Annotated in this window: 22 protein-coding genes and 1 pseudogene; 7 read left to right on the top strand and 16 right to left on the bottom strand. The window is 37.4% G+C overall.

The window, feature by feature from the left end:
- Window positions 1–68: 68 nt before the first annotated feature.
- Entirely contained in the window at window positions 69–1,280 is a 1,212-nt protein-coding gene (locus ESV24_RS11525) for an RsmB/NOP family class I SAM-dependent RNA methyltransferase (protein ID WP_111816673.1), read from the bottom strand.
- A gap of 227 nt (window positions 1,281–1,507) precedes the next feature.
- Here ESV24_RS11525 and ESV24_RS11520 point away from each other — a divergent pair, with 227 nt between their 5' ends.
- A complete protein-coding gene (locus ESV24_RS11520; protein ID WP_111816674.1) occupies window positions 1,508–2,551 on the top strand; it encodes a WD40/YVTN/BNR-like repeat-containing protein in 1,044 nt (347 codons plus the stop codon).
- Between the two features lie 67 nt (window positions 2,552–2,618).
- Here the strand turns inward: ESV24_RS11520 and ESV24_RS11515 are convergent, their stop codons facing one another.
- From ESV24_RS11515 to ESV24_RS11465, 11 genes and pseudogenes are all read right to left on the bottom strand, one after another.
- Window positions 2,619–4,319 (bottom strand): sodium:solute symporter family protein, encoded by a 1,701-nt coding sequence (locus ESV24_RS11515; RefSeq protein ID WP_111816675.1) that lies wholly within the window; start codon window positions 4,317–4,319, stop codon window positions 2,619–2,621.
- Between the two features lie 111 nt (window positions 4,320–4,430).
- Window positions 4,431–4,847 (bottom strand): annotated as a pseudogene (locus ESV24_RS11510) (putative toxin-antitoxin system toxin component, PIN family).
- A complete protein-coding gene (locus ESV24_RS11505; RefSeq protein ID WP_111816676.1) occupies window positions 4,822–5,049 on the bottom strand; it encodes a hypothetical protein in 228 nt (75 codons plus the stop codon). The pseudogene ESV24_RS11510 and the gene ESV24_RS11505 overlap by 26 nt, the downstream one beginning before the upstream one ends.
- A gap of 61 nt (window positions 5,050–5,110) precedes the next feature.
- Window positions 5,111–7,603, bottom strand: coding sequence for a PIG-L family deacetylase (locus tag ESV24_RS11500; protein ID WP_111816677.1), 2,493 nt, complete (start codon window positions 7,601–7,603; stop codon window positions 5,111–5,113).
- 55 nt (window positions 7,604–7,658) lie between these two features.
- The gene (locus ESV24_RS11495) at window positions 7,659–8,147 is read right to left on the bottom strand and encodes a mechanosensitive ion channel domain-containing protein (protein WP_249041583.1); all 489 of its coding nucleotides are present in this window, start codon (window positions 8,145–8,147) and stop codon (window positions 7,659–7,661) included.
- A gap of 77 nt (window positions 8,148–8,224) precedes the next feature.
- Window positions 8,225–9,160 carry a septum formation inhibitor Maf gene (locus ESV24_RS11490; RefSeq protein WP_111816679.1) on the bottom strand — a complete coding sequence of 312 codons (936 nt, stop codon included), beginning with the start codon at window positions 9,158–9,160 and terminating at the stop codon, window positions 8,225–8,227.
- Window positions 9,161–9,193: 33 nt separating this feature from the next.
- Entirely contained in the window at window positions 9,194–9,781 is a 588-nt protein-coding gene (locus ESV24_RS11485; RefSeq protein ID WP_111816680.1) for a Maf-like protein, read from the bottom strand.
- Complete coding sequence (locus ESV24_RS11480; RefSeq protein ID WP_111816681.1) at window positions 9,781–10,692, bottom strand: geranylgeranylglycerol-phosphate geranylgeranyltransferase; 912 nt, start codon at window positions 10,690–10,692, stop codon at window positions 9,781–9,783. Before ESV24_RS11480 ends, ESV24_RS11485 begins: the two co-directional genes overlap by 1 nt.
- A 78-nt stretch (window positions 10,693–10,770) precedes the next feature.
- The gene (locus ESV24_RS11475; RefSeq protein ID WP_111816682.1) at window positions 10,771–11,304 is read right to left on the bottom strand and encodes a KdsC family phosphatase; all 534 of its coding nucleotides are present in this window, start codon (window positions 11,302–11,304) and stop codon (window positions 10,771–10,773) included.
- Window positions 11,288–11,938 (bottom strand): Rossmann-like and DUF2520 domain-containing protein, encoded by a 651-nt coding sequence (locus tag ESV24_RS11470; protein WP_317046808.1) that lies wholly within the window; start codon window positions 11,936–11,938, stop codon window positions 11,288–11,290. Before ESV24_RS11470 ends, ESV24_RS11475 begins: the two co-directional genes overlap by 17 nt.
- 289 nt (window positions 11,939–12,227) lie before the next feature.
- Window positions 12,228–12,815 (bottom strand): Crp/Fnr family transcriptional regulator, encoded by a 588-nt coding sequence (locus tag ESV24_RS11465; protein WP_111816684.1) that lies wholly within the window; start codon window positions 12,813–12,815, stop codon window positions 12,228–12,230.
- Between the two features lie 81 nt (window positions 12,816–12,896).
- Here ESV24_RS11465 and ESV24_RS11460 point away from each other — a divergent pair, with 81 nt between their 5' ends.
- From ESV24_RS11460 to ESV24_RS11450, 3 genes are all read left to right on the top strand, one after another.
- Window positions 12,897–13,184: a hypothetical protein gene (locus ESV24_RS11460; protein ID WP_111816685.1), complete on the top strand. Its 288-nt coding sequence runs from the start codon at window positions 12,897–12,899 to the stop codon at window positions 13,182–13,184.
- A gap of 2 nt (window positions 13,185–13,186) precedes the next feature.
- Complete coding sequence (locus ESV24_RS11455; protein WP_111816686.1) at window positions 13,187–13,594, top strand: group III truncated hemoglobin; 408 nt, start codon at window positions 13,187–13,189, stop codon at window positions 13,592–13,594.
- Window positions 13,595–13,656: 62 nt separating this feature from the next.
- Window positions 13,657–16,839 (top strand): cytochrome c biogenesis protein CcsA, encoded by a 3,183-nt coding sequence (locus ESV24_RS11450; protein ID WP_111816687.1) that lies wholly within the window; start codon window positions 13,657–13,659, stop codon window positions 16,837–16,839.
- 79 nt (window positions 16,840–16,918) lie between these two features.
- On the opposite strand, the gene fumC is transcribed toward ESV24_RS11450, so the two are convergent.
- Complete coding sequence (gene fumC, locus ESV24_RS11445) at window positions 16,919–18,304, bottom strand: class II fumarate hydratase (RefSeq protein ID WP_111816688.1); 1,386 nt, start codon at window positions 18,302–18,304, stop codon at window positions 16,919–16,921.
- 226 nt (window positions 18,305–18,530) lie between these two features.
- On the opposite strand from fumC, the gene ESV24_RS15355 reads away from it, so the two are divergent.
- On the top strand, window positions 18,531–18,704 hold the full coding sequence (locus ESV24_RS15355) for a hypothetical protein (protein ID WP_170227890.1): 174 nt from the start codon (window positions 18,531–18,533) through the stop codon (window positions 18,702–18,704).
- 132 nt (window positions 18,705–18,836) lie between these two features.
- On the opposite strand, the gene ESV24_RS11440 is transcribed toward ESV24_RS15355, so the two are convergent.
- The 3 genes from ESV24_RS11440 to ESV24_RS11430 all read right to left on the bottom strand — a co-directional run bounded on the left by ESV24_RS11440 (window position 18,837) and on the right by ESV24_RS11430 (window position 22,310).
- Window positions 18,837–21,350 (bottom strand): TonB-dependent receptor, encoded by a 2,514-nt coding sequence (locus tag ESV24_RS11440; RefSeq protein WP_111816689.1) that lies wholly within the window; start codon window positions 21,348–21,350, stop codon window positions 18,837–18,839.
- An 83-nt stretch (window positions 21,351–21,433) separates the two neighbouring features.
- Window positions 21,434–21,775, bottom strand: a complete 342-nt coding sequence (gene arsC / locus ESV24_RS11435; RefSeq protein WP_111816690.1) for an arsenate reductase (glutaredoxin) — start codon at window positions 21,773–21,775, stop codon at window positions 21,434–21,436.
- Window positions 21,776–21,836: 61 nt separating this feature from the next.
- Window positions 21,837–22,310, bottom strand: coding sequence for a hypothetical protein (locus ESV24_RS11430; RefSeq protein WP_111816691.1), 474 nt, complete (start codon window positions 22,308–22,310; stop codon window positions 21,837–21,839).
- A 150-nt stretch (window positions 22,311–22,460) separates the two neighbouring features.
- On the opposite strand from ESV24_RS11430, the gene ESV24_RS11425 reads away from it, so the two are divergent.
- Both ESV24_RS11425 and ESV24_RS11420 read left to right on the top strand, forming a co-directional pair.
- On the top strand, window positions 22,461–23,195 hold the full coding sequence (locus ESV24_RS11425; RefSeq protein ID WP_111816692.1) for a hypothetical protein: 735 nt from the start codon (window positions 22,461–22,463) through the stop codon (window positions 23,193–23,195).
- 19 nt (window positions 23,196–23,214) lie between these two features.
- On the top strand, window positions 23,215–25,977 hold the full coding sequence (locus ESV24_RS11420; protein WP_111816709.1) for a carboxypeptidase-like regulatory domain-containing protein: 2,763 nt from the start codon (window positions 23,215–23,217) through the stop codon (window positions 25,975–25,977).
- Window positions 25,978–25,979: the final 2 nt, after the last annotated feature.

Below are 25,979 nucleotides of genomic sequence, written 5' to 3'. Positions count from 1 at the left end.
GCTATGTCTTTAAATAAAAATGAGCGGGGAAATACCCGCTCACATTTTATTAAAAAAGTGTAACTCTCTTACACCTTTTTCTGCATAAGAGAGATATAAAACCCGTCAAAGCCGCTTTTGCTGGGCATTATTTTTTCTTCATTTAGCAGTGTAAAGTTTTTTCCTTCATCTCTAGCCAAAAAAGCTTTCACTTGCATTTCGTTTTCCGAAGGAAGAATGGAACACGTGGCATAAACCAATTGTCCGCCCGGTTTTACCATTCGTGAATAACTATCCAGCAATTCTTTTTGTGTAGCGCGAATGTTATCTAGAAACTCTGGTTGTAGTTTCCATTTGGCATCAGGGTTTCTTCTTAAAACCCCTAAACCTGAACACGGAGCATCAATTAATACTTTATCAGCTTTTTCAATTAACTTTTTTATCACTTTCGTGGAATCAATCACACGTGTTTCAATATTAAAAATATCGTTTCTACGAGCGCGGCGTTTCAGTTCGTTTAGCTTGTTTTCATAAATGTCCATTGCAATCAATTGCCCTTTGTTTTCCATCATTGTTGCAATGTGAAGGCTTTTTCCACCTGCTCCCGCACAGGCATCTATAACGCGTTCGCCAGGTTTGGCATCGAGTATTTCTGCCACTTTTTGCGAAGAGGCATCCTGTACTTCAAAAAATCCATTCTTAAAAGCATCGGTTGTAAAAACATTTGCGCGCTCTTTCAGTTTTAGCGCATCGGGATAGCCTTTTAAGATTTCGGTTTCAATCTCTAAATCAGCCAGTTCATTTTGAAGTTTTTCAACAGTAGTTTTTAACGTGTTTACACGTAGCACAACATCAGCCTGTTTATTCAGTGCAGCAATTTCCTTATCCCACTTTTTGCCGAGTTCTTTATGTCCTAAATCGTCCAACCAATCTGGAATGGACTCGCGATACTTTCTAATTTTAGAAAGCTCGTCGAACTTTCCTTTAATTCTGCGGGTTGGAGTATCCTCAAACTGTTTCCATTCTGGGATGGCGATTCCGTTCAATGTTGCCCAAACAGTAAATAACCTGAAAAGATTTGTACGGTCAAAAGGTTCACGTACTTCGGCAATTTCAGAATATAGACGTTTCCAACGCACAATGTCGTAAGTTGTTTCGGCAATAAAACCTCTATCGCGTGCGCCCCAACGTTTGTCGCGTTTCAAAGTGTTTTTCAGTACTTTATCTGCCTGCTTGTTTTCATTGAAAATTAAGTCAAGGGAATCTATGGTTGCGAATACCAAATTTCTGTGTAGTTTCATTTTTAAAAAGTGTTCTGGTTTTTGCCGCGAATTCACCAATTATAGTGTAAAATTATTCGTGTATTCGTGGCTAACTTTTAGTTTTCAGATTGTTTGAAAACTTTTGCGGTTGCAAAGGTATCATAATTTTAGATGTAAGATTTTAGATTTTAGACTTTAGAGTCTGTAATTTGAAATTTTTTCTTTTAAATTTAAACTAATGGTTACTTTTGGCAAAAATCTAAACAATGCGTTTCTTCATAATTCTACTTGCAGCAATAACCCTTATTTCTTGCGAAGACAAAACTGAAATTGAATTCAACTCAGTTAAAATCACTCCCGTTTTTATTGATAGTTTAAGTATACGTGCCATTCAACCTCTGGATGAAAACAGGGTTTGGTTTGCAGCAGATAAAGGAAAAGTTGGTTTAATTGATGGTGACACACCTAAACTTGCAGTTATTAAATATGAAGATTCGCTGCTTCATTTTCGTTCTATAGCAGTTACAAAAGAAGCAGTTTTTGTTTTAAGTGTAGCAAACCCGGCAGTGCTTTATAAAATAGGTTTTAATGGTGCGGAAGCCACAAATATTGAAGAAGTTTATAATGAAAAAGACGAAAATGTTTTTTATGATTCCATGAAATTTTGGAACGATAACGAAGGCATTGCCATTGGCGACCCCACTAAAAACTGTATGTCTGTAATAATTACAAGAGATGGCGGCAATACTTGGGAGAAGCTTTCTTGCAAAAATCTTCCGAAAGTTGAAAAGGGCGAAGCAGCTTTTGCGGCAAGTAACAGCAACATTGCAATTTTTGGGGATAATGCTTGGGTTGCAACCGGCGGAAAAAAATCGCGCGTAATGCACACTGCAGATAAAGGCAAAACGTGGGCGGTTTTTGATACACCAATCGTTCAAGGAAAAGCAATGACAGGTATTTTCAGTATTGATTTTTTGGATGAAAACAATGGAATTATTTTCGGCGGAGACTGGGAAGACAAACCATTTAATGAAGGAAACAAAGCAATTACCAAAAACGGCGGTAAGACCTGGAAATTGATTGCAAATGGCAAAGAACCGGGTTATCGCTCATCTGTGAAATATGTTCCCGGAACAGAAGGGCAGGGGATTGTAGCCGTTGGATCTCCCGGAATTTCCTTTAGTGGCGATGGCGGTAAAAACTGGAAAGAACTTTCAAAAGAAGGTTTTTTTGCTATTGAGTTTGTGAATGATAGTGTAGCCTTTGCTTCGGGAAACAATAGAATTTCGAAATTGGTTTTTACAAAGTGATTTTTTGCCACGAAAACAAGAATAATTATAAAAAAATATTCGTGTATTCGTGGTCAGTTTTTTTTAATTATTCTGAAACAATTAATTCGGGATCACCATTCCTCGGCAATAAAACTTGAAGTAGCACCGCAATTCCCATGACCAAGGCACAACCCACCAAATTGAGCCATAAATAAGGCATCAGATCTATGTACCAAAAATAGATAATGATAACTTGGGTAATTAAAGCTGCTATAAAAACCGCTTTACTGTGTACGTATTTTATAAAAAACGCAAGTAGGAAAATCCCAAGAACATTTCCGTAGAAGATAGAGCCAATAATATTCACTAACTGAATAAGGTTATCGAATAAATTTGCCGTACACGCCACCACAATTGCAATAATTCCCCACAAAAGTGTGAATCCCCGAGACGCCGCAACGTAATGCTTTTCACGTTTTCCAGGTACGTTTCTCTTGTATAAATCGATAGTGGTTGTGCTGCCTAAAGCGTTAAGTTCTGAAGCTGTGGAAGACATTGCAGCGCTTAAAATTACCGCCAAGAGAAGCCCAATTAATCCTCGTGGGAGGTTGGTTAAAATGAAATGTATAAAAACGTAATCCTTATCGTTGGTTTCAGCATTTGGATTTGCTTTTTTGATTACGGCTACAGATTGGTCCCTCAGCAGATTTTCTTGATTGTTCAGCGCCTTTATTTCTTGGGCATAGTTTTGTTTTTCCAATGCTGTTTCTGCTTTTGAGTAGCTAATCTGAGATGCGGCCAACTCCTTGTCAACAGCTTCTTTTTTAACTTCCAAAGCTTTGTATTCACCGGCGTATTCAGATTTCTTTACATCCTTTACAGCAGCAGGATTAAAGTGTAGTGGTGAACTGTTGAATTGATAAAAAACAAAAACCATTATTCCCACCAATAAAATAAAAAACTGCATCGGTACTTTCAGCAAACCATTCATTATTAAACCCATTTGGCTTTGCTTCACCGTTCTTCCGGAAAGATAGCGCTGCACTTGGCTTTGATCTGTTCCGAAGTAGGAAAGTGCTAAAAAGGTTCCACCTATTATTCCGCTCCAAAAAGTGTAACGGTTATCGAAGTTGAAAGAAAAATCAAGTATATCCATTTTACCATTCGCTCCAGCAATTTCAAGCGCTTTGGAAAATGAAATATCAAGCGGCAGATAATTAAGGATTAAAAGAAAAGCGATCATCATTCCGAAGAAAATAACCGCCATTTGTTGCTTTTGGGTAACGCTTACAGCCTTGGTTCCACCACTTACGGTGTAAATAATTACGAGGACGCCAATGATTATATTCAAATAAATTAAATTCCAACCAAGTACTGCAGAAAGGATTATGGACGGTGCAAAAATTGTGATTCCGCAGGCCAACCCGCGTTGGATTAAAAATAAAATAGCAGTCAGTGTTCGTGTCTTTTTATCGAAACGAGTTTCTAGGTATTCGTAGGCGGTGTAAACATTCAGCTTGTGGTAAATAGGAATAAAAACCAAGCAGATTATTACCATTGCAATAGGCAATCCAAAATAGAACTGCACAAAGCCCATTCCATCGTGAAAAGCCTGTCCTGGGGTTGATAAAAATGTAATAGCGCTGGCTTGTGTAGCCATAACACTTAATCCAATGGTCCACCAGTGTGCCGTGTTACCGCCTTTTAGATAATCGCCTACATCTTGTTGTTGGCGCGATTTCCAGGTGCCATAAAGCACTATAAAAAGAAGCGTTCCAATTAAAACTATCCAGTCAATCTGCTGCATTTAGGCGAAGTTTTGCATTAATAAATAAAACAGATAGATGTAAACAGCATTTACCAGAAGCACTATAGTATAGCTCCATTTCCAAGTGAATTTTTGAGGTTGGTTTTCCATTTATGCTTTTTCTATTTCAATTACAAATTCTGAATAAGTAATGATTTTGGTTTTTACTGTTGTTTTGAGAATTAGCAAGTCTTTGTCACCTGTTATTAAATAATCGGCTTTCCCATCTACAGCTAAGTTCAATAAAAAATTATCTTTTTTATCTCTACATAACTGGATATTTGAAGTAACTTTTATGAATTTTGAATGTTTATTAAGAAGATGAGATAAGTTTGAAATATCATCAGTGGGGAAGTAGTTCCGAAATTTTTCTCTCTATGAAACAGTTATAAATTCTTCTAATAAACTATTAGAAAACAAAACTTCAATTTTATTTGATAAAAGCAGATATTCAATTACAAAAGAATTTTTTGAGATAAGAAAACTAATCCAAAGGTTTGTATCAATTACTACTTTTTTCTTTTTCATAACGGGCTTTACGCACTATTTCAACTTCTTTGGTTATTTCTTCCATAGAAATTTCTTCCTGTGAATTATTGCGAATTTTATCTAACAATTTTTTAAGCTCTTTTGATCCGTCGTCTTTAATTTCAATAAAATTCCTGTCAGCTAAATCTTTCAATAATTTTTTTGCCTTAGGATTCAAAATTGTTATGTTTAGGGTTTCCATAATATTCTCAATTAATATTTAAAAATACGAAAATCCAGTAAAATCCAATCAGTTTATTTACTTATTTCCCAATAGAAAGCATATTCGCAAACAATCTGTAAGCTCCGGGAACACCAGCTGGAAGTTCACGGAAAAAGCTCAACCCTGTATAAATATAATACCCTTTTCCGTATTTGGCCACAAGAAGCGAACCTTTTGTTTGGTCTTCGCCTTTGTCATTCATTCCAAGAATGGGAGTAAACTCTTTCGCCCATTCATCAGGGAAATACAATCCGCGTTCCTGAACCCACCCTTCAAAATCCTTTTGGGTAATTTTGTTTGGAGTATTTAACAGGGGATTTTCAGGCGAAAGTATCTTTACTTCTGAAAATTCATCGGTAACACGATCGCGCGAAAGTTTTAGATTGTACGGTGCAATATTTTCAGTAACCAAACCTCGGCTGGTATTGTACTGTACAATCATAGTCCCGCCGTTTTCAACATATTTATTTAGAATTGGTTGAACAAAAGCAAGTTCAGGAACAGTGTTGTAAGCTCTGATTCCAATCACTATGGCATCAAATTTTTGAAGACTCCCTTCTGAAATATTTGAAGGATCAATTGTAGAAACGGAATACCCAATCTGCTTCAAACTTTCAGGAATGGCATCGCCTGCACCGTTTATGTAACCTATATTCTGACCTTTTTTCTGAATATCAATTTTTGCAACTTTCGCTTCCGACGGCAATAAAACGCTTTGATATGGAATATGTTCGTAATCAATGGTTACCAATTCTTTGTTATATATTTTACCACCAGCGCTTACAGCGGTTTTTAAATAACCTTCGCTTTGGCCTTTTGGCGGAATTACTGTAAAATTGAATGTTTTTGTCTCACCGTTTCTTTCAAGTTGAAATGCTTGTTGCGCAGGTTCCACTTTCCAACCTTCGGGATGTTGCAAACTTACACTTCCGGAAATATTGTCTTTTCCCGCACGCACAACTACCGAAACATTTTCGGCTTCATCGCTAGCAAAAATTAAAACTTTCTCTGGAATGGAAGCTGTAACTTCAGGTAATACTTCTAACGGACGATATACTTCACCTTTTACAGGATCGTTAAATTTGTAAATTATATTTTTTGTAAATGGAATCGTGACATTTGCAAATTGCAACTCAAAAACCAATTGCTCCAGCGGCGGGGTTTCGGGGAGACCAATCAATTCTTCGGGAGCAGCGTACATTCCTTCCGTGCCTTTTTCGTTTAGCCAATAGGGCGAAGAGTAGGGTGGATTACTATTTCCAGCGTCAAGATTGATTTCAATGGATTTTTTGAGGTTAAAAGGAAGGGTTTCAGATGAATTCCAAAGAATTTTTCCTTCAGAATTTTTTAAGGATTTCAAAATAATTTCGCTTTTACCGCGATTAATAGCTTCAATGTTTACTTTGAAATTTTCATTTGGATTAACAGAATTTGCTTTGGAAGCAGCTTCAATAAAAATACCGCCGCAATCCAAAATAAGTTGTTTTAATTGTTCGAGTTTGATATTTCGCCAATGTTTATCTTTCAAATTTAAAATCAGCGGGTAGGCTTTTAACAACTGCGGAAGCACTTTCGAAGGGTTTTTAAAGTTGAAATTATTTTCCAACGGATTTAAAATAGCTCCGATTTCATTTCCGCCTTCAAGTCTGGACCAGTTCGTGTTGATTCCGTCAAAAAGATTGTTTTCTGAAGGTTTGCTTCCTTTTAAAATTTCCAAGTATTCAGTTTCGGTTCCGCGCGAACCCGTGCTTCCGAATCCTTGCGATTTGTGCATACTTCGGCTAAGTGAAGCAATTTCACCATTTGAAAGTCCGAGAGAAGGAATGTAGCTTCCAGTTTCGACAGAAACTAACCGTGTCTTATCTGCATTGTCAAACTTTTCTTGGCTACCATAAAACCACCACGAGGTGTTGAAAAATAAGCGTTGCGGCTTCCAAACGCCGTATTTGGCAGCAGATTTTGGAAATTTTGAAGCATTGTCCACAACATCAAAAGCCTCCAAGCTTAGCATAGCCGAAGCAGTGTGATGGCCGTGTGTGCTACCTGGACTACGATGGTCAAAACGGTTCACTATAATATCTGGTTTGAACTTTCGGATTGTCATAACCACATCGCTCAGTACATCGTCCTTGGTCCAAAACTCGAAAGTTTCATCTGGATTTTTGCTGTAGCCAAAATCATTGGCACGGGTAAAGAATTGTTGTCCACCATCGGTTTTACGTGCTGCCACAAGTTCTTGTGTGCGGATTACGCCCAAAAGTTCGCGCAATTCAGGACCAACCAGATTCTGTCCGCCATCTCCCCGAGTAATGGAAAGATAGGCTGTATTTGCGTGAACATCATTCACCAAATACGAAATTAACCGCGTATTTTCATCATCGGGATGTGCCGCAATATAAAGCGCAGACCCAACAAAATTGAGTTTTTGGAGGTCGTGGTATATTTCGGAAGCAGCGGGTTTTTTGGGAGTTTGTGCTATGGAGACAATCGTAAAAAATAAAAATAGAAGTCGGAAAAAAAACGATTTATGCATAAAATTTAAGTGCTGATTTATTCGAAACTCTTCAAAGATACTTAAATGAAAAAAATTAATCGTGTGGCAACTCTTCCTTATTTTTGTCAAGCTCTTGCTGTTGTTCGTAAAATTCTTCAGCCTTAATGATGCTCACCCCTTTTTGAAGCATCATACTGTTTGGGTAGGTAACAATTTCATTGCCTTTAGTGTGAAGAATAATATGAAAGGTTTTAATGTCTTCAATTATTCCTTCGCAGGGCATTTCTTTATCGTGGATTTTTATATAATCGCCTATTTTGTATGGAAATGTAAAAAACATTATAATACCGCTAGTAATATTACTAAGGATAGACCATTGCGCAAAAAATGCTATACCTATTACCGCAAAAATGGATGACATTACAAGTCCCAAATTTCTAAAATCCACCCCCCAAATAAATATAAAGCCTACGACCATCAAAAAGAAGACTGCAAAATCCACGTGTTTCATAATCAATCCCGTGCGGTGCTCCAGTCTTTCTATTTTTTTGGCATAGTTGCGTACGGCTTTTCTTAGTATCATTCTTAAAAGTAGCAGTACTATTATTAGTGCTACAGATTCAATTAGTTGTAAGGAGTATGCTTGTATATTCATTTTATTTATTTCAGTTGAAGCGAATCACGCAGATTTAAGTGCTCATTACCATTTTTAGTCCAATAATCGCTTTTTATTCTTTTCAATTTTGTGGCAGTGGTTTTTAAACGGAGCGTGTCATTATGGTTGGCGGCGTTCACTTCTTCCCACTTTTCAATTTCATACGGAAAATTACTGTGAAAGAAAATCATTAATTGCCGCTGTAAATCTGGATAATTTAGGGTATAAATAGTTATGGAATCGCCCTGTTTCAAGCTTGCGAAAGCATTGTATTCCTTAATTTCTTTATGCCTTAGTTGTAAATATTCAAATGATGGAATAATCATCACATCACCGGTAGGTAATTCTTCGGGGTTTATCCGAATAAGATTCCAAAGTTCGTTTTCCAAATATGTTTTGGGCAAAGAGAGTTTTTGGTCCGCCTCGCCTTCAAAATAGGAATGACTTTCTATTTCAAAATCATCTCGATTATTGAGTTGCATATACACTTGGCCGCACCATTCCTGCACGCTATTTGTGATTTTTAATGGATGGTCTTTTTCAGAAATCGGGCTGAAAGTGCTGGTCATTATAGAATATGGATAAATACCAGTATTGAAATTCTTCATTTGATTCAGTTTGAGCACTGAAATGTTCTGTTCAGAAGTGCTATTCGCTTTTACCTGTGCGTCTGGAATAAAATCTTCGGAAACAAAAATGTTCACGGCAGTTCCTTCTCTGATTTCACCGTAACGCTCCTGCATTAAACTATACGAAGTGATTTCAGCTGTGCCGTTGTACCAATAATCTTTAAATTCTTTTGAAATGTTTCGTGGAGTTTCGGTTTTAGCGTCTTCTTTTTTAGTTGAAATATTTAGAATACTTTTTTTTTCTTCGGAAGAATTGCATCCCATTAGCATTATTAGAAAAATAAATACCGCAAAAAGCTTGAAACCTTTCATTTTTGATGAATTTTGATCAAAAATACTATAAATTCAACGGTTTGCAATCTCGGTTAACGTTTTATAAACAAGTCGCGTTGGCAATCCCATTACATTAAAATAGCAGCCCTCAATTTTTTCGATACCGATATAACCAATCCATTCCTGAATACCATAACTTCCTGCTTTATCAAAAGGCTTGTAGCTTTTCAAATAATAATCAATTTCTTCTTCGGAAAGATTTTTGAACCAAACTTTTGTAACATCGTTCACCGTTTTTTGAAATGCTTTTGAAGTAAAACACACCGAAGTAATTACTTCGTGCATTTCTCCACTTAAGCTTTGAAGCATCTCCCGGGCTTCTTCAAAATTTTTCGGTTTACCGAGCGCTTTTTCGTCTTTCCAAACAATTGTATCGCTGGTAATTAAAATATCGTTTTCGTTTAAGCCAGTAAAAACAGATGCTTTAAGTTTTGATAAGTAATCGGTTATTTCTGAACGTTTCAATTCAAGAGAATAAGTTTCTTCAACTTCTTTTACTTGAATGGTAAAATCTATATCCAATTCCTTAAAAAAAGCTTGCCGTCGCGGCGAACCCGAAGCTAGGATAATATTGAATTTTATAAGTTTTTTACGAAGCATTATGCAATTATAATTTGAATTAGCGGAATGGAACAGACACCCAAAAACATAATAATTTTTAGAAGCTTAGAAAGAAAACCAAATTCCTTTGACGTCTTAGCATCCCAAGCTTTTATGCAAAAATAGAGTAGTGGCGCAACAATAGCAAAGAGGAAATAAAGTAGTAAAATTTGTTCGTTGTACAAATGCTCATACATATAAACCACGATGCCCAAAACCATAAAAGCGCCCATGCCAAAAACAATTTTTGTTGTTCTTTTTCTTCCTAGTGCAATGGGCAAGGTATTCATTTCACCTTTTTTGTCGCCGTTTATGTCTTGTAAATCTTTTACGATTTCACGTATTAAATTGATGAAAAACGCAAAGAGAGCGTACTGAAGAACAATTTTAAAAACTACCGATTGTGGGGCTTGGTTTTGTGGTGTAATTACGGGAAGTAAATCGAAAAGCAGCACTATTATCAGACTCATTGCAACCAAAACGGAAATCAACAAATTGCCAACAAACAGCATCCCTTTTAAATAGGAAGCGTACAAATAGAGCAGCGCTGAGATTCCGATGAAGAGCGCTGCGAAACTTGGTCTTTCAATAATATTGGCGAGGTAAAAACCGATTGCAACCCCAATAACATTTAAAATAATAAAAAGACGATTAGCGTTTCGTTCGGTAATTTTCCTACCGATTAAAATTTTTGTCGGCTTGTTGATTTTGTCAATTTCTACATCATAAATATCGTTTATAATGTTTCCGCCGGCAGTAATACAGAGTGTAGCTATAACCATTAATACAAAGCCAAAAGTGTTTAAAGTGGTTTCAATTCCAAAGGGAAGGAACAGTCCGTATTTTATAAAAATTTGTACCAAAGCTATAAAAATCAGGTTTTGGTAGCGGATAAGTCTTAAATAATTCAAGGTTTAAGGTTTTGTGTTTGACAGGTGACGGATGGCAGAAGACAAATTTTTTCCGTTGTCAAGCATCCATCTTCTAGCTTAATCATATTTTGCGCTCACGCTTTCAGTTGCCATCCATTTGCCCTGAACTTTCAAAACTTGCTCAATTACATCGCGAACGCAGCCTTTGCCGCCTTTTTTGTGTGAAATATATTTCGAGATTGCTTTAATTTCTTGCACAGCGTTTTGCGGGCAGGTGGGCAAGCCAACTTCCTGCATTATTTCAAAATCAGGCAGATCATCACCCATGTATAATATGTTTTCGCGTTTTAGATTATTGGCTATTAAGTAATCTTCCAAGATTTTAGTTTTGTGGTGGGCGCCCAAAAAGATGTCCTTAATTCCTAAATTTTCAAGACGAACACGCACACCTTCGTTTGTTCCGCCAGAAATTACACAAACGTGAAAGCCTTGCTCGACAGCGGTTTTAAGACCGTAACCGTCTTTAATATTCATAGTTCGGAACATTTCGCCTTGGGTATTTACTTGTATAGTGCCATCGGTAAGAACACCGTCTATATCAAAAATGAATGTGGTTATTTGTTTTAGATATTCTTTATAGCTTCTTTCCATATTTCTGGTTTAATTGCTCTGTAAAAAGCGCGTAGAGTTTTTTGTGAGGCCCTTCTGGCAACAAATTTAAATGTTTTTCAATTGTCTTTTTGTCATTTCGCTTCGCTGGGCCAGTTTGCGCTTCTTCGGGCGAAAGGTTCTCTATTTTTGAAGCGGTTTCCATAATTAGCGGTTTTAGCAAGTCAAAAGGCAAATTATCTTTTTCTAAAATTTCACTTCCTATTTGGTATAAATGATTGGTAAAATTATTCACAAAAACAGCCGCCAAATGAAGCTTCTCTTTTTTTTCGGAAGAAATTTCAATCACTTTTTCTGAAATGGTTTTGCCTAATTTTTCAAGTAGTTCCAAATCCGATGAATTTTCTGCTTCTATGCAAATAGGAATTTCTTTAAAATCTACTCCACGCTGTTTTGAAAAGGTTTGCAATGGATAAAAAATACCACGGCGGTTTTTTGAGGAAAGCACATTCATTGCAGCTCCGCCAGAAGTGTGTACAACAAATTTGTTTTGAAATTGCAAGCTTTCAGAAAAACTTGAAATGGCGTCATCGGGAATTCCTATGATGTAAATATCGGCTTCTTTTATTTTTGAAATATCATCAGTAAAAGAAATGCTTTCAAAAGGTGAAATCATTTTAATAAAATTTCTGTTAAATACCTGTACAATAGAAACTTCTGTTTTTTCATGTAAAGCATTAAATAAATGACTATTAACATTTCCGAAGCCTAAAAAAACAACCTTTATCATAGTGCGAAGTTAGCTTTTTTTAAATTTTTCATATTTCAAAAGGTAAGGTTTATAAGATATAAATACTTGCCGTTTTCAGAAGAAAGAACAAAGAAGAAAGAAAAAAGACAATCTTCCAGATTTTGACTTTACATTTTTCTCTTTCTTCTTTCTTCTTTGTTCTTTTCTCTTATTTTCAACGGAATACTTTACGATTTATTAGTTTTATCTCACCGTCTATTTCCAATTGTTTTATTGCGCGAATAACTGTCTCTACACGTTGCCCGGTTAAATCTGCAATCTGCTGACAGGTAAGTTCCACTTGAAAAAGTTTGTCAGATCCATCCTTCCTTTTCAAGAAATCTATTAGCGCCAAAATACGGTGTTCGGGTGGATGTACGGATATTTCTTTTAAAATTGTGGCTTTGTAGTAAAGCCTTTTTGCCAGAGCTTTGGTGAACTTTAAATTAATCTCAGGGTTATTGGTGAGCAGTTTAAAAAGATTTGTTTTACTGAGCTTGAAAAGTTGGGTAGGTTTTACCGCCACCGCAGAAGCAGGATATTTAAAATCACCAAACAATGGCGGCTCACCAAAACTTTCGCCATCATAGAAAATTCCCTGAACAAATTCCTTTCCCTGTTCGTTTAGGTTGAACATTTTAATCTCCCCCGTTTTTATTTGAAAATAGAAATCGGCACGGCTTTTTTCAGAAATAATAATTTCAGAAGCGCCTTTGTTTTCAAGAGTCGCGCTGTAATCCAATAGTAGATTTTCAGGAATCATTGCTTTATGATTTGCCTCATAAAATAAGGGTTGTTTCGCATTGTAAATTTACATTTTAAAAATCAAAACCCTATTCATATTATGAAAACCCTTTCTATAAAAAAGCTACAAGACGAATTTGAGTACGACTATTATATGTATATTCCCCTAACCATTATTCTAAACAGTTGCATTGGCTCTATTGCCGCCATGACCGTTTTGGCGCAGGGAACCAGCATAATTTCTGGCATTGAGCTTACAATATGTGTTGCATTATGTATGGGCTATAATGCGGCATTATTGGCTGGCATAAATAGAAAATTCACTTTTTGGCTGCTTGTAGTTAGTTTAGTGGCAAATTTGTTATTGATATTAATTACGTTGCTATAAATATGATAAAAAAGAAAATTGAATCCCGCGAAGATGTTTCTTTGCTAGTAAATACGTTCTATTCAAAAGTTAGGAAAGACGCGCTTCTCGGGCCTATTTTTAACGGAATTATCACTGATTGGGAAACACATCTTAAATTGTTGACCGATTTTTGGGAAACAAACCTCTTCTTTAAAAGAAAATATTTCGGTAACCCGCTTCATGCGCATATTGAGGTGGACAAAAAAGTAGGCCACACCATTAACGAACTTCACTTTGGAACTTGGATTAATCTTTGGATAGAAACGGTTGACGAACTCTTTGAGGGCGAAACGGCTCAGATCGCGATTAACCGTGCCCGCAACATGGGAACCTTTATTCACTTGAACATTTTTAACGCCAGAAATAAAGACGCGAAAAAGCCTGAATAGTTAACAGATTTCAGTAGTCTAAATGGGCATAATTCCTTATTTTTGCGCCAAAATTTCCTGTAATGCAAAAAAAGATTGCTTCCGTTCTTTTCTCCACCCGATTAACCGCTGTTTTATTTCTTGTTTATGCCATCGCGATGGCTGTTGGCACCTTTTTGGACGCCTCTGCGCAGAGTCCGCCAACACCCTACACTAGAGAGCTTATCTATAATGCTTGGTGGTTTGAGGCAATTATGGCGCTGTTCATGATAAATTTTGTGGGAAACATTTTTCGATACAACCTTCACAAACGCAAAATGTGGGCCTCTTTGATGCTGCATTTAGCTTTCATTTTGGTAATTTTTGGTGCGTTCGTTACACGTTATATTGGTTATGAAGGAGTTATTCACATTAGGGAAGGTGAAACGGAAAACGCTATCCTTTCAGAACAAACATATCTTGATGTATTTATTGATGGAGATTATATGATTGATGGAGTAGCTCAGCGAAGAAAGGTTAAACCAAAAAAACTTAGACTTTCCGAGAGACTGAATAATGATTTCAGCATAGATACCGACTATAACAATCAGCCAGTAACAATAAAATTTAAGGAATTTATAAAAGGTGCTACCGAAGGATTGACGCCGAACGAAAACGGAGCGGAATACCTGAAAATTGTAGAATCTGGTGATGGCGAACGCCATGACCATTGGGTGAAAGTAGGAGAGGTTTCAAACATTCACAATATTCTTTTCGCCATAAACAAACCAACGGAAGGGGCAATAAATATTTCGTATTCCGAAGATGGTAATTACACCATTTCCAGCCCTTTTGAAGGTAACTTTATGCGGATGGCCGACCAAATGCAAGGAGAAGTTACGGCAGATAGCGTTCAAGCTTTTAATTTGCGATCGCTTTATAGATTGGGCGGTATTGCTTTTGTTGCGCCAGAGCCAATTACCAAAGGAGAGTTTGGAATTGTTAAAGCAACTGCAGACCAGCCAAGTAATCAAGACGCACTAATTGTTGAAGTATCTTCAGGCGAAGAAACGAAAACCGTTGCAATGCTCGGTGGAAGAGGAACTGCGCCAAACCCTGTAGAAACCGAAATTGCTGGCCTTAAAGTTTATTCTAGCTATGGGTCTGAGAGTATTGAACTTCCATTCAGCATTACACTCAATGATTTTATCGCTGAAAAATATCCGGGCACTGAAAAAGGGTATTCTTCCTTTAAAAGTAAAGTAACCGTAATCGATGCGGACAAAACCCATTTTGATGCAGATATTTTTATGAACAATGTTTTAGACCATCAAGGGTACCGTTTTTTCCAGTCGGGTTTTGATCCAGACGAGGGTGGAACAATTCTATCAGTAAACCACGATTGGTGGGGAACTTGGATTACTTACATCGGTTATTTTTTCCTTTACTTTGGCTTGATGGCTATACTTTTCAGCAAGCACAGCCGTTTCGGGAAATTGGAAGAAATTTTGAATAAAATAAAACGCAAAAAGAAAAACATGATTACAATCATGGTGTTGCTTTTGTCACTTTCGGGAATTGCACAGCAACATGCCCCATCTGCACACACAGCTGTGCCAAAGCAACAAATAGATTCATTGATACAGGCGAACGCTGTAAGCAAGGAGCATGCTGCTAAGTTTGGCCATTTAATAATTCAAGATAACGGGCGTATGAAGCCTGTAAATACCTTTGCTAGCGAACTTTTGCGTAAAATTAGCAGAAATGAAACCTATCAAGGTTTAGATGCCAACCAGGTTTTTATTTCGATGGCCGAATTTCCACGGCTTTGGGTGGAAGTACCGCTTATTGCCCTTAAACGCGGCAATGATAGCATCCGCCACGTAGCAGGTGTTCCAGACGGGCAAAAGGATATTGCGCTTCTCGATCTGTTTGATGAAAAAGGCAATTATAAGTTGGAGCCTTATCTAGCAGCAGCAACACGCACCACTACGCCCAATCAATTCCAAAAAGATTTTATTAGAGCACACGAAAACTTTTCATTACTGAATGCAGCTTTAAGCGGAAGTATTTTGAAAATCTTCCCAATTCCAGAAGATGAAGGAAATAAATGGGTTTCTTATCCAGAATTGGGTGAAGCTAAATTACAAGGTATGGATTCGCTTTATGCAAAAAATATTCTTCCGTTATACTTCGATAGTTTGAAAAAATCTAGAGAGACGGGCGACTACAAGCAATCTGATGAATTTTTGGAAAGCATTACCAATTTTCAGAAAAAGTACGGAGCCGACGTAATGCCTTCAGAAAACAAGCTTCGTGCAGAAACTATTTACAATCAAGCAGATATTTTCAACAGACTTTACAAATATTTTGCAGTCTTTGGAATTTTGATGTTGGTATTCATAATTGCACAACTTTTCAAGGATCGAAAAATACTTCGAACTCTCATTAAAGGTTCTAAGATTTTAATGTGGATTTTCTTTACGCTGATGACACTCGGTTTGGCGCTGCGTTGGTACGTAAGCGGTCACGCTCCGTGGAGTGATGCCTATGAATCTGTGATATATGTGGCTTGGGCAACTATTTTCTTTGGGTTATCCTTTGGAAGACGAAGTGATTTAACGGTCGCAGCTACAGCTTTTGCAGGAGCAATTATTCTATGGGTTGCGCACGAAAATTGGTTAGATCCGTCTATCGCAACCTTACAGCCGGTATTGGATAGCTACTGGTTAATGATTCACGTAGCCGTGATCGTAATGAGTTATGGCCCTTTCACCTTAGGATTGATTTTGGCAGCAGTATCATTGTTTCTTATGATTTTTACCACAAAGGGCAATTATAAGAAGATGGAAATTAATATAAGCGAACTTACCGTTATTACAGAAATGGCGTTGACAGTTGGTCTGGTTTTGCTTACCATCGGAAATTTTTTAGGTGGACAATGGGCCAATGAAAGTTGGGGACGTTATTGGGGTTGGGATCCTAAGGAAACTTGGGCGCTAATTAGTATTATGATTTATGCTTTTGTAATCCACGCCAGATTGGTTCCGGGGCTTCGTGGACGTTGGATCTTCAACGTTTTAGCGATGTTTGCATACGCCTCAATTATGATGACCTACTTTGGAGTGAATTTCTACCTTAGCGGACTACATAGCTACGCAAGTGGTGATGCTCCCGCAACACCAACCTTTGTTTGGTGGATAACGCTCTTTGGAGTTGTTTTAAGCGTCGTGTCTTATTTTAGGTATAAGAAGTTTTACGGGAAGAAAAAGAAATCTAAGGTATAAAATTAAAAGCCATGAATTCACGAATGTTTATTTGAAATATTCGTGAATTCGTGGTCTTTTTTTTATGAGCTATGGCCTTTTAGACCATTTCTTCAGGTTTTACCCACTCGTCAAATTCTTCCGCGGTTAAATATCCTAGGTTTACTGCTTCTTCTTTAAGTGTAGTTCCGTTTTTGTGTGCTGTGTTTGCAATTTCAGCAGCTTTGTAATACCCAATTTTTGGGTTTAATGCAGTTACCAACATCAAACTGTTGTTTAACTGTTTTTTAATTACTTCAAGATTTGGCTCAATGCCTTGCGCACAGTGAACATCAAAGGAAACACAAGCATCACCAATCAATTGCGCAGATTGAAGGAAGTTTGCAGCCATTACTGGCTTAAACACATTCAGCTCAAACTGACCTTGCATTCCGCCGACGGCTATTGCCATATCGTTCCCGATAACCTGTGCGCAAACCATAGTCAATGCTTCGCACTGCGTTGGGTTTACCTTTCCGGGCATAATTGAAGAACCGGGCTCATTCGCAGGAATATTGATCTCGCCAATTCCACTTCTTGGGCCACTGGCAAGCATCCGCACATCGTTCGCGATTTTATTCAATGAAACAGCTAGTTGCTTTAAAGCACCGTGACTTTCTACAAAAGCATCGTGAGCGGCAAGAGCTTCAAATTTATTTTTTGCGGTTATAAAAGGTAGATCAGTAAATTTCGCAATGTATTCTGCAACTTTTACATCGTAGCCTTTTGGAGTGTTTAATCCAGTTCCTACAGCAGTTCCGCCTAAAGCGAGCTCTGCTAAATGTGGGAGTGTATTTTTCACCGCTTTTATACCGTGCTCCAACTGTGCGGCGTATCCACCAAATTCTTGACCGAGGGTTAGGGGAGTGGCATCCATAAAATGGGTGCGGCCAATTTTTACAACACTTTTAAAGTCTTCAGCTTTTTGGGAAAGTGTTTTCTGAAGTTGCTCAACACCGGGAAGTGTGGTTTCAATCAATTTTTTATACGCAGCAATGTGCATTCCTGTTGGGAAAGTATCGTTTGATGATTGCGATTTGTTAACATCGTCATTCGGTTGAAGTGTTTTATCACCTTCGCCAATAGTTTTTCCTGAAATTTGGTGGGCGCGGTTGGCAATTACTTCATTTACGTTCATATTGCTTTGGGTGCCGCTTCCGGTTTGCCAAATTACCAATGGAAACTGGTCGTCGTGCTTTCCTTCTAAAATTTCATCGCAGACCTTTGCAATCAAATCTCTTTTTTCTTCAGAAAGAACGCCGAGTTCACAGTTAGTATAGGCTGCTGCTTTTTTAAGATAAGCAAAACCGTAAATAATTTCCAAAGGCATAGAAGCTTTCGGGCCGATTTTAAAATTTTCAAAAGAACGCTCAGTTTGTGCGCCCCACAGCTTATCGGCAGGTACTTTTACCTCGCCCATAGTGTCTTTTTCTATTCTGTATTGCATTGTGAAATAATTTATTATAATTTATTTTGAGATCTTCAGCTTAAGCTATTGAGACTTTCAGAACTCCTTCGCTAAAGCTTCGGAGTTCGAGGGCAAAGGTAGCGAAAAGCCAAAAGTTGTTCAACCCGCACGGCTGTTTATTTGTTGTGAATAAATCGAAAAGTTTTGTTGTCGTTTTCCAAAAAAACCTTTTATCTTTGAAGCATTAATTTAAAATTGCTGCATCATGTTTACATTTGAACAATATTTAGGATTTCTTGCTTTCTTAGCCATACTTACTATGGGTTTTTGGCTTATGTTCTTTTTGGTGGGAATCCTTCCTTATTGGATAGGTGGATCGCTTTACGAAAGCTGGAAAATGAAACGCGAAGAGAAACGTAAAAATGAGTTGAAGAAATAACTTCAAACTAAAAATATATAAAAAGGGAACCAATTTTGGCTCCCTTTTTTTGTGAATAATTGTTTCCTTCCTGCCTCTCCAAAGGGGAGGAGTTTAGAAAGCCCCCCCTTTGGGGGCTAGGGGGACGGACTTTTAACCCTCAAAACCGCCATCATCATAACTGCCTCTATCGGGGCGCTGGCCTTGTTTTTTCTGATTGAATCTATAAGTGAATGTTAGTGTTACCTGGCGCTGTCTCCATTGAAATTCACTTTCGCTGGTAAATGTGTCTGTAGTGGTAAGGCTGTTTCTTTTTCTTGAGTTTAATAAATCGCTCACGTTGAATGCCAAAGTACCATTATCGTCTATAATATCTTTACTTATTGCCATATCTAAAGATAGGATGCCATCTGTTTCGGTTTGCGAATTGTTTGATGGTCCTCTGTAAAAAGCATTGCTCTGCCATTCTATTTTCCCCGGGAGTTTCACTTTACTGCTGAAACGTCCAAAATAGCTAGTATTTTCTGCGCCATAGTCAATATCATTGTAAAATCCTTCCGTTCTAAACTGGAAATAATTGAAACTTCCATTCAGGTTCAGCCATTTTGTTGGGTTGTAGAGTAAGCCCAACTCAAAGCCGTAACGCTCGTTAGTAGAAAGGTTAATTGGCAAAGTGCGTATAATTGGAATTCCATTACTCGTTACTTCGCCTGTTTCTTCCTGAACTCTTTCAAAGGCATCTGTTTCGTTTTGGTAATAGATAGACGTTGTTAATGTGAGTTTTTCCCAACGTTTTAAATAACCTAGATCAAAAGCGCTTGCATAAGCAGGATCTAAATCTGGGTTTCCTTGAAATACGTTTGCTTGACTGGAGCGGGAAGGGAAAGGGTTTATATACCAGCTTCGCGGTCTGTTTATTCGTCTGTTATAACCCAATGTAATGTTTTCGTTCTCCTTTAATTCAAAAGTAAGATTTACGGTAGGGAAGAGGCCAGTGTAGTTTTTATCAAAATTTAAATCGAAAGGTGCATCTTCTGAAACATTTTCAGCATCAACTTTTCCTTTTAACTGTGTATTTTCAACGCGAAGACCAAGCAGAAAGGAGAATTTTCCAAATTTATTTCCGTATTGCGAATAAAATGCGTGAACGTTTTCATTATAGGTGAAAATATTTGAAAGACTATCATTTCTTATAAAACCACCAGTAGTTCCAGTTTCTTCCAGCAAAGTGTAATCTGTTTCTGTTTCTTCAAAATTACCTCGGTAACCTGCCTCAAATTGTGCATTCTCGCCAATTGGAAGCACATAATCTACTTGTGCCAAATATTCCTTTTCATTCTCTTTCTGAATAATATCCTCCGCGGGAAGTATTATGTTATTGGGAAATATTCTTTGTTCCGTTATAAAGGAACGCTCAGTTTCTTTGCCGTGATCGTATTGAAGATCAGCAGTCAATTTGTGACCTTTGTCATTAAGCTTATTAACGTAGTTTAAAGAAAACTGATAGTTGGAATCGTCTTCATCTTCATTCTCAATACGTACTATTTGTTCATCAACATTACTGTTGTTATAGTTTGAAGTATTGTTTGTGGTTTCATCATTGCCATCGCCTTTACGGTAAAAACCGCTTGCAGTAATTGAAGATTCATCACTTAGAAAATATTCAATCCCCAAATTTGTATTAAAACCTTTCCCCATGCGGTCATATTTTCTGTTTTCAATAACCTGATCAAATTGTGGATCTACTTTTATAGGGTCGCCGTTGTTATCCAAAATAGGATCTCCATTGTCATCCAACAATGTACGCGGAAAATATTTGTTGTTGAAGAAAGCCTTTCCCGGGGCATTTCGGAAATATACGCCGGTGGTGTTGAAAATATTGAATTTGTCTGTTCGCAGATTTATATTTCCGGTGGCGTTGCTATTCAAAGGTACGCCAATACTTGTGCTAAGAGAACCATTGAGGCCGAGTGTCTTTTCCTTCTTAAGAATAATATTTAATATTCCGGCGGTTCCTTCGGCGTCATATCGCGCTGAGGGAGATGTAATTACTTCAACGCGCTCAATGGCTTCCGCGGGAAGCTGACGGAGCGCATCTGTAGAGCCAAAACCTGCAATAGCTGAAGGTTTTCCATTAATAAGAATCCGCACATTTTCATTTCCTCGAAGCGCAATTGCACCATCAATATCAACGGTTACCGATGGAACGTTGTTTAATGCATCACTTACGGTAGCGCCACCTGAGGTAAGGTCTTTGCCAATATTATATATTTTTTTATCGAGTCTAACTTGAACTTCCGTAGTTTCTACACGAACCACAACCTCGCCCAGACTCGCTGCGTCCAAAGCTAACTTAACTGTGGGAAGGGTAGTGTTTCTTGTTAAATCCTGATTGGGAACTTCTTTGGATTTATAGGAAATGAATTCATATTTTACCGTATAAAGACCGACTGGCACTTCGATACTGTATTTTCCTGCAGTGTCAGTGATTCCGCCCGTAACTGTTTTTCCTTCCCTGTTGATGAAAGAAACTGTGGAATATTCCAAAGGATAGTCTGTGCCATCTTCAAGAATGGTTCCTTTTACTGTAACTTGTTTTTTTTCAGGGTTTTGGGCCAGCAACAAGGTTGTGGCAAATACGAACAGAAGCGAGAGTATAAATTTCATGAAATCTTTAGCATTTTGACCTACGAAAATAATCGTGGTTTAATTGGGAATTGCTAAACTTCTGTTAAATAAAAATTCCAAGATTATAAAATATCAAGCACCTTTTCGGGCGGTCTTCCCAGTACCGCGTGGGTTCCGTTTATGGCTATGGGGCGCTCAATAAGTTTAGGATTTTGACACATTGCGTCAATTATTTGTTCGTCAGTAAGTTCCTTGCCTTTGAAGTTTATTTTCCAATCAGCTTCTTGGGTTCGAACAAGTTCAATCGGTTTTATGCCTAACAATTCAATAATCTGTTTCAGTTCTTGATGTGAAGGTGGATTTTCAATGTATCTTACAATTTCAATAGTTTCGCCTTCTTCTTCCAAAAGATGAAGGGCTTGTCGCGATTTGCTACAGCGTGGATTGTGGTATAATGTTGTCATTTTTATATACTTTCTATAATATTAATTATACATCGCAGTAAAGACGCACGGCCGTGCGACTCTACTGCAATTCCTCCAATTCCAATTCATAATCATATTGCAAATCTTCGTGCAGTGTTTTTACTTTTTTAGTGATGTAGTCAATTTGGCGATTGTATAAATTGGTAAGGGTTGTGTTTCGTTTAATCGATGGTTTAAAATCTTTTAGCTTTTCACAAAAATAGAGCAAAAGTTCTACCTCGGTTTCCTTGTTTTGGGAATAACGGATGAATTTTTTAAGCTCTCTTAAAATCTTCCGAACGCTCTTTTTTATATAGAAAAAGGTTTTGGTATTTATCATTTCAAAATCTGCGTCAACTTTGTTTTTAATACTTTGAATGAAAGCTTCTTCGTCTACAGATTCAAACAATAAATAGGTGAGCAGTTCTTTGTTTTCCTTTTTAAATTTTGAAAGCCGAAGGCAAAGCTCCAGGAGTTCCTGTGTGGAGCGTTGATTTAGTTCAGTCTTTATTTCTTTTAAGGAGGCGGCTTTCATTTTCTCTTATAACTATAATATTGTTTTCTTTGAACTTTAACGAAGATATATCCTTAAAAATAAAAAAAGAAGAATTGATGCTTTTTTTAATGAGTCAATTTTTAAAATAACAATCATTTTTGTTTACTTTTAAAATCGCAAAAATCTAGAATGAAGTCAAAAATAAAGTACAGCGCCTTTATAATATGCGCTCTTTGCAATTTAGCCGCATTTTCACAATCAAACTTACCGAACGAAATATACCAAACCTACGATAAAATAGTTGGCCTCGATAACACTGGCTTATATAACGGAACAGAATTTACTGATCTGTTTTTGAATACTGACGGAACCTATAGATATTTTGATGGTTTTGATTACACCAAAGGTTCTGTGACCTATAACGGCCAGTATTATGTGAACGTTTTTTTGAAGTATGATCTTTTAGAGGATAATCTACTTACGCGTTCCGATGACAACTTGAGCCTTTTCAGCATAAAATTGATTCCCGCGTTTATTGAAAAGTTTTCAATATACAACCAGAACTTTGTTCGCCTCAGCGATACAAACTTGAATATTTCTGCCAATGGTTTTTTTGAGGTAGCCTATCTCGGTAATGATTCGGAACTTTATATAAAACACACGAAAAATAAAAAGGATAAAGCATTAAACCGTGGTATTCAATATCAATTCTCCACAGATAATTTTTATGTTTTAAAGACCAATAATAGGTATTTTGTGGTTAGTTCCTCAAAAGATTTTCGCGAAATATATCCTGAAAAGACTGAAGAAATACGCCAGTTTTATAAAACCTATAAGACTCTCAAAAAATCCAACCCCGAAGTTTTTATGACCAAACTTGTGAAATATCTTGATAGGCCAGAAACAGAAAAAACCAAACAATAATTTGAAGTCAAAATTCTGTATGCAAAAAAGATTTCTTGCTATTACCCTATTTTTATTGGCAACAATGGCAACTTTCGGGCAAAGCAATGAGAACATTACCGTTTCATTCAATAATACACCCTTAACTGAGGCCGTACTAAAAGTTGAAAAACTTTCAAACAAAGTGTTTTACTTTAATGAAAGCTGGCTGAAAGGTCATTTTGTAACCAAAAATTTCACAGATGAAACACTTCGAAATGTTCTCGATGGTCTTTTCAGTAACACAAACATCAACTACGTCTTTAAGGATGATGGTGTTATTTTGTTAAACAATACTTACGTATATACCGAATTGCCCACAGATTATTTCAACGAAGCAAAACCTGATGAAAAGGTAATTGAGGAAAATAATAACGCGCCAATATTTCAGGAAGAATATGCTGCGCGGCAAACCGTACAAACCAGAAAGCTCGTGACTATTGGTAAGCAAACGCCCAATGCCGCGAATAAAACCTACACACTTTCCGGTGAATTAAAAAACTCAAAGACAGGAGAGCCGCTTCAAAATCTCTCTATCTCCACTACTGATAGAACGAAATACGCCGTAACGGATCCTGAAGGACGTTTCAGCATTAGGCTCCCTTATGGTTTGAATAAATTGGAAACTAACCTTTTGGGTTTTGAAAGAATTCGACAAGACGTTATTATGTACGGCGATGGCGAATTGAATATTGAGTTGCGCGAAAACACCGAATCGCTGGAAGAAGTAGTTGTGAAATCGAACAGAGATGCCAATGTACGCGATGCAGTTGTGGGCGTTACAAATATTGATATTCAATCTATTAAAACAATTCCTTTGGTCCTGGGCGAGCGCGACGTATTAAAAGTTGCTACCACTATGCCAGGAATAACAACAGCGGGTGAAGGTGCTAGCGGTTTCAACGTTCGTGGTGGTCGAGCAGATCAAAATCTAATTTTGCTGGACGACGCCGTTCTTTATAACCCATCACACTTTCTGGGTTTCTTTTCAGCAGTAAATCCTTTTACTACGGGAAGTTTGGAAATCTATAAGGCAAGTATCCCAGCAGAATACGGAGGAAGGCTTTCTTCGGTTTTTGATATTGAAACCAAATCTGGCGATATGGAAAAATTTAAAGGCGAAGGTTCTATTGGTCCGATAACTGCTAATCTAGCGGTAGAAGTTCCGGTAGTAAAGGAAAAAGCATCGGTGATTGCAGGTTTTCGCGCCACCTATTCCGATTGGATTTTAAGAAGCCTTGATGAAGAGGAGCTGAAAAACAGCGAAGCTTCCTTTTACGACGGTATTGTGAAATACAAACATAATATAGACAATAACAATTCCATTCAAGGTACTTTTTACTACAGTAAAGACCGTTTCAGCATAACTTCCGACTCTATTTTTGACTATAACAACCGTTTAATTTCTTTGAAGTACGGACACAATTTCAGTGAAAAGAGCCGGGCAGAACTTATTTTGGTAAACAGCCAATACAAATACGGAATAAATTATGAAGGCGATGCCAATGAAGATTTCGACTTTGGGTATGAATTGAACGAGTATCAAGCAAAGCTAAACTTTAACTATAAGTTGAGCGATAAGCACAGATTGAGCTATGGCGTGAGCAGTAAATTATATTCCATTGACCCAGGAAATATAGTTCCCATTGGTGAAAACTCTGATGTTCAGGCAAAATCAATTGACAGTGAAAGAGGGCTGGAATCTGCCCTATATCTCGCAGATCTATTTGAAGTGAGTGATAAATTTCTTTTGGATTTAGGTTTGCGTTATTCTTTTTATATGGCGCTTGGCCCTGCAATTCAAAATGTATATGCCGAAGGAGTTCCCAAAAATGAAAGTTCAATTATAGAAGTGAAGGAATACGGCAAAAACGAATCCATAAAAACGTACAGCGGCCCAGAATATAGAATTTCTGCGCGATACCTGTTGGGCAACGATTTTTCGGTGAAGGGTGGTTTTAACAGAACCATTCAGTATTTACATCTTCTTTCTACAAATACTACGCAGTCGCCCACGGATATTTGGAAACTTTCCGATTTAAACGTTGCACCACAACGAGCTAATCAGTACAGTTTGGGCTTCTTTAAAAATCTTCCCGGAAAAGATGTGGAGTTCAGTCTTGAGGGTTATTACAAAACAATGAGCGATCTACTGGATTATAAAATTGGCGCTCAGCTTATTTTAAATGATGATCTTGAAACAGAACTATTACAAGGGGAAGGTAAAGCCTACGGAGTTGAATTTCTTGTAAAGAAAAATTCAGGTAGATTTAACGGTTATGTGGGCTATAGTTACTCGCGTTCGCAAGTAAAGTTAAATAGCGAGATTATGCAGGAACGCGTAAACAATGGGGAATTTTTTCCTGCTAATTATGATAAGCCACACGATTTTTCAGTTGTTGCAAATTATAAACTTACAAAGCGCTTTAGCTTCTCCGGGAATTTCACCTATCAAACTGGGCGACCCATTACCTATCCCATAGGCCGTTATATTTTCGCGGGCGAGGAGCAGGTACTTTATAGCGACCGTAACCAGTTTCGCATCCCAGATTATTACAGGCTGGATTTAGGCGTAAACATTGAAGGCAATCACAAATTAAAAAAACTGGCGCACAGTTTTATAAATATTTCGGTGTATAACGTTTTGGGAAGAAACAATCCGTATTCTGTATTTTTTGTGAATGATGCCGGAGAAATAAAAGCGTACAAAACTTCTATTTTCTCAGTGCCAGTACCCACGATAACGTATAACTTTAAGTTTTAGGA

Source organism: Aequorivita lipolytica (genome assembly GCF_007997135.1).
In the GTDB taxonomy this organism is placed as follows: Bacteria; Bacteroidota; Bacteroidia; order Flavobacteriales; family Flavobacteriaceae; genus Aequorivita; species Aequorivita lipolytica.
This window is presented reverse-complemented; position numbering and strand designations above follow the sequence as displayed.

Excerpts from the sequence above, each read along its gene's own strand:
- ESV24_RS11525 (WP_111816673.1), bottom strand. The coding sequence starts at position 1,280 with ATGAAACTACACAGAAATTTGGTATTCGCAACCATAGATTCCCTTGAC.
- ESV24_RS11520 (WP_111816674.1), top strand. The coding sequence starts at position 1,508 with ATGCGTTTCTTCATAATTCTACTTGCAGCAATAACCCTTATTTCTTGC.
- ESV24_RS11515 (WP_111816675.1), bottom strand. The coding sequence starts at position 4,319 with ATGCAGCAGATTGACTGGATAGTTTTAATTGGAACGCTTCTTTTTATA.
- ESV24_RS11505 (WP_111816676.1), bottom strand. The coding sequence starts at position 5,049 with ATGGAAACCCTAAACATAACAATTTTGAATCCTAAGGCAAAAAAATTA.
- ESV24_RS11500 (WP_111816677.1), bottom strand. The coding sequence starts at position 7,603 with ATGCATAAATCGTTTTTTTTCCGACTTCTATTTTTATTTTTTACGATT.
- ESV24_RS11495 (WP_249041583.1), bottom strand. The coding sequence starts at position 8,147 with ATGATACTAAGAAAAGCCGTACGCAACTATGCCAAAAAAATAGAAAGA.
- ESV24_RS11490 (WP_111816679.1), bottom strand. The coding sequence starts at position 9,160 with ATGAAAGGTTTCAAGCTTTTTGCGGTATTTATTTTTCTAATAATGCTA.
- ESV24_RS11485 (WP_111816680.1), bottom strand. The coding sequence starts at position 9,781 with ATGCTTCGTAAAAAACTTATAAAATTCAATATTATCCTAGCTTCGGGT.
- ESV24_RS11475 (WP_111816682.1), bottom strand. The coding sequence starts at position 11,304 with ATGGAAAGAAGCTATAAAGAATATCTAAAACAAATAACCACATTCATT.
- ESV24_RS11470 (WP_317046808.1), bottom strand. The coding sequence starts at position 11,938 with ATGATTTCACCTTTTGAAAGCATTTCTTTTACTGATGATATTTCAAAA.
- ESV24_RS11465 (WP_111816684.1), bottom strand. The coding sequence starts at position 12,815 with ATGATTCCTGAAAATCTACTATTGGATTACAGCGCGACTCTTGAAAAC.
- ESV24_RS11460 (WP_111816685.1), top strand. The coding sequence starts at position 12,897 with ATGAAAACCCTTTCTATAAAAAAGCTACAAGACGAATTTGAGTACGAC.
- ESV24_RS11455 (WP_111816686.1), top strand. The coding sequence starts at position 13,187 with ATGATAAAAAAGAAAATTGAATCCCGCGAAGATGTTTCTTTGCTAGTA.
- ESV24_RS11450 (WP_111816687.1), top strand. The coding sequence starts at position 13,657 with ATGCAAAAAAAGATTGCTTCCGTTCTTTTCTCCACCCGATTAACCGCT.
- fumC (WP_111816688.1), bottom strand. The coding sequence starts at position 18,304 with ATGCAATACAGAATAGAAAAAGACACTATGGGCGAGGTAAAAGTACCT.
- ESV24_RS15355 (WP_170227890.1), top strand. The coding sequence starts at position 18,531 with ATGTTTACATTTGAACAATATTTAGGATTTCTTGCTTTCTTAGCCATA.
- ESV24_RS11440 (WP_111816689.1), bottom strand. The coding sequence starts at position 21,350 with ATGAAATTTATACTCTCGCTTCTGTTCGTATTTGCCACAACCTTGTTG.
- arsC (WP_111816690.1), bottom strand. The coding sequence starts at position 21,775 with ATGACAACATTATACCACAATCCACGCTGTAGCAAATCGCGACAAGCC.
- ESV24_RS11430 (WP_111816691.1), bottom strand. The coding sequence starts at position 22,310 with ATGAAAGCCGCCTCCTTAAAAGAAATAAAGACTGAACTAAATCAACGC.
- ESV24_RS11425 (WP_111816692.1), top strand. The coding sequence starts at position 22,461 with ATGAAGTCAAAAATAAAGTACAGCGCCTTTATAATATGCGCTCTTTGC.
- ESV24_RS11420 (WP_111816709.1), top strand. The coding sequence starts at position 23,215 with ATGCAAAAAAGATTTCTTGCTATTACCCTATTTTTATTGGCAACAATG.